The sequence below is a fragment of the uncultured Sunxiuqinia sp. genome (genome assembly GCF_963974515.1).
GTDB lineage: Bacteria > Bacteroidota > Bacteroidia > Bacteroidales > Prolixibacteraceae > Sunxiuqinia.
On the sequence record NZ_CAXBDD010000152.1, the window covers coordinates 1 to 6296 of the forward strand.

Annotated in this window: 7 protein-coding genes; 5 read left to right on the top strand and 2 right to left on the bottom strand. The window is 48.0% G+C overall.

Annotated elements, in window-relative coordinates:
* The coding region (locus AAC033_RS17920) for a YeeE/YedE thiosulfate transporter family protein (RefSeq protein WP_339740681.1) at positions 1-577 on the top strand (577 nt) is incomplete at its 5' end.
* A 25-nt stretch (positions 578-602) separates the two neighbouring features.
* Here AAC033_RS17920 and AAC033_RS17925 read toward each other — a convergent pair.
* Entirely contained in the window at positions 603-1160 is a 558-nt protein-coding gene (locus AAC033_RS17925; RefSeq protein WP_339740684.1) for a hypothetical protein, read from the bottom strand.
* 221 nt (positions 1161-1381) lie between these two features.
* On the opposite strand from AAC033_RS17925, the gene AAC033_RS17930 reads away from it, so the two are divergent.
* Positions 1382-1762 (top strand): DUF423 domain-containing protein, encoded by a 381-nt coding sequence (locus tag AAC033_RS17930; RefSeq protein ID WP_339740686.1) that lies wholly within the window; start codon positions 1382-1384, stop codon positions 1760-1762.
* Between the two features lie 117 nt (positions 1763-1879).
* Here AAC033_RS17930 and AAC033_RS17935 read toward each other — a convergent pair whose 3' ends face one another.
* Positions 1880-2413 carry a peroxiredoxin gene (locus AAC033_RS17935; protein ID WP_339740688.1) on the bottom strand — a complete coding sequence of 178 codons (534 nt, stop codon included), beginning with the start codon at positions 2411-2413 and terminating at the stop codon, positions 1880-1882.
* 317 nt (positions 2414-2730) lie between these two features.
* Between AAC033_RS17935 and AAC033_RS17940 the strand changes: the two genes are divergently transcribed.
* From AAC033_RS17940 to AAC033_RS17950, 3 genes are all read left to right on the top strand, one after another.
* Positions 2731-4230: a Gfo/Idh/MocA family oxidoreductase gene (locus AAC033_RS17940; protein WP_339740690.1), complete on the top strand. Its 1500-nt coding sequence runs from the start codon at positions 2731-2733 to the stop codon at positions 4228-4230.
* Positions 4231-4368: 138 nt separating this feature from the next.
* Positions 4369-4650, top strand: a complete 282-nt coding sequence (locus AAC033_RS17945) for a pyrimidine/purine nucleoside phosphorylase (protein WP_339740693.1) — start codon at positions 4369-4371, stop codon at positions 4648-4650.
* Positions 4651-4741: 91 nt separating this feature from the next.
* Positions 4742-6229, top strand: coding sequence for a Gfo/Idh/MocA family oxidoreductase (locus tag AAC033_RS17950; RefSeq protein WP_339740695.1), 1488 nt, complete (start codon positions 4742-4744; stop codon positions 6227-6229).
* Positions 6230-6296 lie beyond the last annotated feature (67 nt).

A 6296-nucleotide genomic window follows, 5' to 3' on the forward strand; every position in this document is an offset into this window, starting at 1 on the left:
CCAGCCCCTACTCTTTTACGTGTTACTCTTTGTCTCAAGCGCAGCCTTTATTGCTGCGGCCTTTGGTGTTCATAGACTGGAAAAAACAAGCAACAAAGATTGGATCATTGCTGGAATAGCGCTGGCCGTGTTGAACGCCATCGTATTTTCAGGGATCACTTTCAACCGGCCAATTGGCGCTTCGACCACCTACCCATACCTGGCCGATATACTGACGGGCACCACCACCAACACCTATTTCGAAAGCATTAAAGGATCCGGAAGCTGGGAGTTGATTTTTCTGGCCGGAGCGTTCATTTCGGGGTTGATTCTTTCGCTGCTGCGTAAAGATTTCAAGCTAACTTTGATTCACAAAAACTGGAAAAAGTACAAGGGAACATCTGCACCCAAACGAATCATCTGGGCATTCACGGGTGGTTTCATTATGATTTTCGGAGCACGCATGGCCGGCGGCTGCACAAGCGGACATATTGTTTCGGGCGGAATGCAACTGGCTCTAAGCAGTTTGGTCTTTGCGGTGTTTGTATTTGCCGGACTGCTGACCACCGGAAAGCTCTTCTATAAAATGAAACAGTGAACGGAATGCCGCTGGCCTCATGGCTTCAAACCAAAAGGTAAAATGCGAAAGGAGCTGAAGTGTTGATTTCAGCCCAAACATAAGGCAAGTCCATTTGCTCATGCCAGATGTGGAAGGGCCTACTGTAAACCGGAAATGCTTGAGCGTTTTTATGCCCCGACAACCATTGATGAAGGTGTTTGGTCAGCCGCGAAGTCTCGTTCTGATACTGATACCAACTCTCCAGCCTTAGTTCCAGCCCCGCTGCCTGCCTTTTGAAACGCAACACGGAAGAACCGACCGAATATTTCCATTTGGGATCGCAAAGCGCCGCCTGAGACAGGAGGACCCGTCCTTGTTGCTTTTGCCCGGCTTCATCGCGGATCAGCGCCAACAAATGCGGATTGTCACGAATCAGTTCAGCTCCGTCAACCCAAATAGCCGAGCCAGTTCCCTTAAGATAATGCTGCAAAAACTTCCTCGGCAAAGCAAAACACCGGACATAGGCCAAGGCCGTCAATTGCACAGTTCGATACCGAAACGAACTTTGCCGGAACATCGGCACCAGGTATTTCCACACCCACAGATCAATTTTTCCTCTCATGCTTTTTACTTTTTCTGTCAGAAATTCATGTTAGAATAGTCGCCATTTCGTTTATGACCAGATCAGTCAACCAACTAAAACAACATGCTCCGGTTCATTTTGTTGAAGCCGTTGATCGAACGGCACTTTTCCCGCACGATTTCAAAAATGGCGGGTAGTTTCCGTTAACAAAAGCAGGATGGGCGTGTTACTTTTACATCAATCATTTTAAAACCATACCAATGAGCAAAACCATACTATTGACGGCTTCGGCCTTACTCGCGCTAGCGGTTATTATCGGTGCTTTTGGAGCACATGGCCTCAAGGCAAAGTTAAGCGATGACTTGATGCAAGTGTATAAAACAGGCGTTGAATATCATTTTTATCATGCGCTGGGCTTACTGCTGATCGGTGCGCTGTCCATCCATATGCCATCGCCTTTAATCAGTTGGTCGGCCATTTGCCTGACTGCTGGGATTGTTATTTTCTCCGGAAGTCTTTACGTGCTGTCGATCACGGGAATCAAATGGTTGGGCGCCATTACCCCGCTGGGTGGCTTGAGCTTTATTGCCGGATGGATCCTCTTGTTTGTGGCTGTTTGGAAGAAACTGCCGGCTTCCTGAAAGGTGGCCCATCGTTAATCCCGGTTGAAACTTTCCGGAACAAAAAAAGGATGCCTCTCGACATCCTTTTTTGAATTACTAATCTGATCTAACTTAAACTTGTTATGGCGTGTTCTTTTAAGCTAAGGTCGCTTGTCCCGGCTCCCAGTCACAAGGGGTCAGCTTACCAGTCTTCAAGGCTTCCAAAACGCGCAACACTTCCGGCACATTGCGTCCAATGGCCAGGTCGTTGACACTCACCCAACGGATTACCCCTGCTTCATCGAGAATGAAGGTAGCGCGGTAAGCAATTTTTTCACCAGCTTCCAAAATCCCCAGATCTTCAGCCAGCGACTTGGAAGTATCGGCCAACATGGGGAATTTCAATTGTCTCAATCCCGGGTGGTCATTTCTCCAGGCCAGGTGAACAAACTCGGAATCGGTTGAAGCACCAATCAAGTTGGCATCCAGCTTTTTAAATGATTCGTAATAATCATTGAATCCGGTAATTTCAGTTGGGCATACAAAGGTGAAGTCCTTTGGCCACCAAAACATCACACTCCACTTGCCTTTCAAATCCTCGTTGCTAATGGTTTCAAACTCTTTTCCCATTTCCAGTGAAACGACAGCAGTCTTTTTAAACTCAGGAAATTTTTGTCCTATTGTTAACATGATTTTTTCGTTTTTTATGTTGTTCGTTCAAAAATTTATGCTGCAAATATAGAGTCAGCCAACGGACCAATCAAATTGATTTTTTTTATTCTAAATAGACAAAAACTATTCACAAGCAAGTCAAAATCCAATAGTTATCAATCTACGATCTGGCAAGCCTTTCATCGCAAAAAATAGAAATCCACGATGCCCGTTTCATTCATGGATTAAAATGTTTGGGCAAAAGCCCGAAGAATTATATCTTTAACTGTTTTTTCGAAGCTTTCGGGCTTTCTAAAACGCGATTTTTTACCTGAATCAATTTCAAATAATAGACTATGAAAAAGCTTTCAAAAGAATCAAAGCATGTTTCAAGAAGGGCTTTTCTGGGCACTGCCGTAACAGCGGCAGCCGGAATTACCATTCTTCCAAGCAATGTTATTGCAGGTCTTGGGCACAAAGCCCCTAGTGATAAACTGAATATCGTTGGTGTTGGTGTCGGCGGTATGGGGTTTGCTAACTTGAAGAACCTGGAATCGGAAAATATCATTGGCCTTTGCGATGTTGACTGGCGCTACACAGCTGGCAATGGTGTTTTCGACCGTTTTCCAAAAGCCAAAAAGTACAAAGATTGGCGTAAAATGTATGACGAAATGGGTGACGATTTCGACGCAGTTGTCATTGCAACAGCCGACCACACCCACGCCCTTACTGCAGCTCATGCCATTACCATGGGCAAGCACGTTTATGTACAGAAGCCCTTGACGCACTCGGTTTACGAATCGCGCCTTCTGACCAAACTTGCTGACAAGTACAAAGTAGCCACATCGATGGGTAACCAAGGTTCATCGGGTGAAGGCGTTAACCTGACAACCGAATGGATCGCTAACGGCGAAATTGGTGAAATCACCAAAGTGGAAGCATTCACGGATCGTCCGATCTGGCCTCAAGGATTGAATACACCTGAAAACGGACAGTGGGTTCCTGATGGTTTGGATTGGGATTTATTCGTAGGACCAGCTCAAATGCGTCCTTACAACGAGATTTATCACCCTTGGAACTGGCGTGGCTGGTGGGATTACGGTACAGGTGCTCTTGGCGACATGGCTTGCCACATTTTGCACCCGGTATTTGTTGGTCTTGAATTAGGCTACCCAACCAAAGCCCAAGGTAATTCAACCTTGTTGCTACAAGACTGTGCTCCAACAGCACAATCGGTAAAGCTGACTTTCCCTGAAAGGAAAGCCAAAAAGAAAATGAAAATTAAACTTCCTGAAGTTGAAGTAAACTGGTATGACGGTGGTATCAAGCCGATGCTTCCTGATGGATGGCCAGCCGGTAAAAACCCGAACGACCAAGGTGGTGGTGTTATTTTCCACGGAACCAAAGACAAACTGATCTGTGGTTGCTACGGAGTAAACCCATGGTTGCTGTCAGGCCGCGAACCAAACGCGCCTAAATTCCGTCGTCGTGTGGAAACAAGCCACGAGATGGATTGGGTACGTGCATGCAAGGAATCGCCTGAAAACCGTGTTCCTACCGCATCTGACTTTGCCGAAGCCGGACCATTCAACGAAATGGTTGTGATGGGCGTATTGGCCGTTCGTTTACAAGGCTTAAACAAAGAGTTGGAATGGGATGGAACAAACATGCAGTTTACCAACCTGAACGACACCGAGGAAATCAGAACAGTTATCAAAGACGGTTTTGCCATCCACGATGGTCACCCAACCTTCAAGAAAACATGGACTGATCCGGTTCCTGCCAAAGAATTTGCAGCTGAACTGATCAAGCACACCTACCGTGCACCATGGAGCTTGCCTGATATGCCCGCATAAAGGATGTTTCAAACATCAGATGAATTGATGAATAATGATACAAACGGGGTGAGATTCTTTTCTTGCCCCGTTTTATTTTGGTATCAATCCAGCGTAAATCAACTATTTTTGAAGCCTTAACTTTAAATATCAATCATCATGTTGAAAGTCAATGAGTATTTCGAAGGCGCCGTTAAATCAATTGCGCTGGCCAACGAAGAAGGAAACGCCACCATTGGCGTAATGGAAAGTGGCGACTATGAATTTGGAACCGCAACCATCGAAATTATGACGCTTACCAGCGGCAGCCTGGATGTGTTACTGCCCGGCGAATCGGAATGGAAGAATTATGGGAAAAACGAATCTTTCAGAGTTGAAAAGGATGTCCGCTTCAAAGTCAAAGCCAACGGACAAGTGGCTTATCATTGCTTGTACTTATAAGAAAGGTTGGTTAGAAATCCTTCCCTCCTTCATTTAGTCATCATTTCTTATTAAATTGCTTCGCGCAGTTTTAAAAATGAAACCTTACACCATGACATCTAAGCAAACACCAATAAGCAGACGCCATTTCCTTGGTTCAACAGCAAGTGTAGCCGCCGGGCTAAGTATCCTTCCCAGCGCCGTGATTGCCGGGCTTGGACACAGAGCACCAAGCGACAAACTTAACATTGCCGGCATTGGCGTGGGCGGCATGGGTTACCGCAACCTGAAGAATATGGAGACCGAAAACATCGTGGCCCTGTGCGATGTGGACTGGAAATATGCCAACCGGAACTCGTTCCGCGAGTGGCCAACAGCTCCCCAGTACAAAGACTACCGGGAGATGCTTGACAAGCAAAAGGACATTGATGCGGTCATGATTGCCACCCCCGATCATTCGCATGCCTTACCTGCTTTGATTGCCATGCGCAAGGGAATTCATGTGTACGTTCAGAAACCGCTGACGCACTCGGTTTACGAAAGCCGGGTACTCACAGAAACCGCCCGCCGCTACGGTGTGGCGACCCAAATGGGGAACCAGGGAAATTCGAACGAAGGAATCCGCCAGATTTGCGAATGGATCTGGACCGGCAAGATTGGCGACATCACCCGGGTAGATGCCTGGACCAACCGCCCCATTTGGCCGCAAGGACTGGAGCGCCCGGAAAAGGAAATGCGCATTCCCAAAACGCTGGACTGGGATTTATTTTTAGGGCCGGCAGCCTACCGTCCCTACAACGAAATTTACACCCCCTGGAACTGGCGTGGCTGGTGGGACTTTGGCACCGGCGCACTGGGCGATATGGCCTGTCACATTCTCGACCCGGTATTTAAAGCGCTCAAGCTGGAGTATCCAAGCTCGGTTCAGGGAAGTTCCACGCCGGCCAATACCGAGTCGTGTCCCAACGCCGAAATGGTGGTTTATGAATTCCCGGCACGAGACAACCTGCCCAAAGTCGCCATGCCTCCGGTAACCGTTACCTGGTTCGATGGCGGTCTGATGCCGCCGCGCCCAGACGAACTGCTGGACGGCGAGCCCATGGGCAACGAAAGTGGCGGCTGCATTTTTTATGGCACCAAAGGAAAAATCATGTGCGGCTCCTCCTCAGCCAACCCAACCCTGCTGCCGACCCGCGAAATGGCTCATTTTGAAGAACCGGCCAAAAGCATCCGGCGGATTCCCAACGCCATGGACGGGGGACACGAACAAGACTGGATCAGGGCCTGCAAGGAAACCCCGCAGAACCGGGTGAAACCGTCATCCGACTTCGATTATTCGGGCCCCTTGAACGAGATGGTGGTGATGGGAGTGCTGGCCGTCAGGCTACAAAGCCTGCAACGCAAATTAATGTGGGATGGCCCCAACATGCGATTCACCAACATCGGGCAAAACGACCAACTGCGGGTGTTGGCTAAAGATTCGTTTGAAGTGGTGAACGGCGATCCGCGTTTCAACAAAGACTTTGTGACCCTGCCAGCCAGACAAATGGCCGAAGAATGGATTCGCCACAACTACCGCCAGGGCTGGGAGCAGATTTAAGTGAATCACGGGGATGGGTGCAGGGAAGTTGGCTACTTCGTTTTAGCCATGTTTTTTCTCGTATTCA

What these genes read in the sequence shown, in the direction of transcription:
- AAC033_RS17940 (WP_339740690.1), top strand. Translation starts at nt 2,731, where the DNA reads ATGAAAAAGCTTTCAAAAGAATCAAAGCATGTTTCAAGAAGGGCTTTT.
- AAC033_RS17935 (WP_339740688.1), bottom strand. Translation starts at nt 2,413, where the DNA reads ATGTTAACAATAGGACAAAAATTTCCTGAGTTTAAAAAGACTGCTGTC.
- AAC033_RS17930 (WP_339740686.1), top strand. Translation starts at nt 1,382, where the DNA reads ATGAGCAAAACCATACTATTGACGGCTTCGGCCTTACTCGCGCTAGCG.
- AAC033_RS17950 (WP_339740695.1), top strand. Translation starts at nt 4,742, where the DNA reads ATGACATCTAAGCAAACACCAATAAGCAGACGCCATTTCCTTGGTTCA.
- AAC033_RS17945 (WP_339740693.1), top strand. Translation starts at nt 4,369, where the DNA reads ATGTTGAAAGTCAATGAGTATTTCGAAGGCGCCGTTAAATCAATTGCG.
- AAC033_RS17925 (WP_339740684.1), bottom strand. Translation starts at nt 1,160, where the DNA reads ATGAGAGGAAAAATTGATCTGTGGGTGTGGAAATACCTGGTGCCGATG.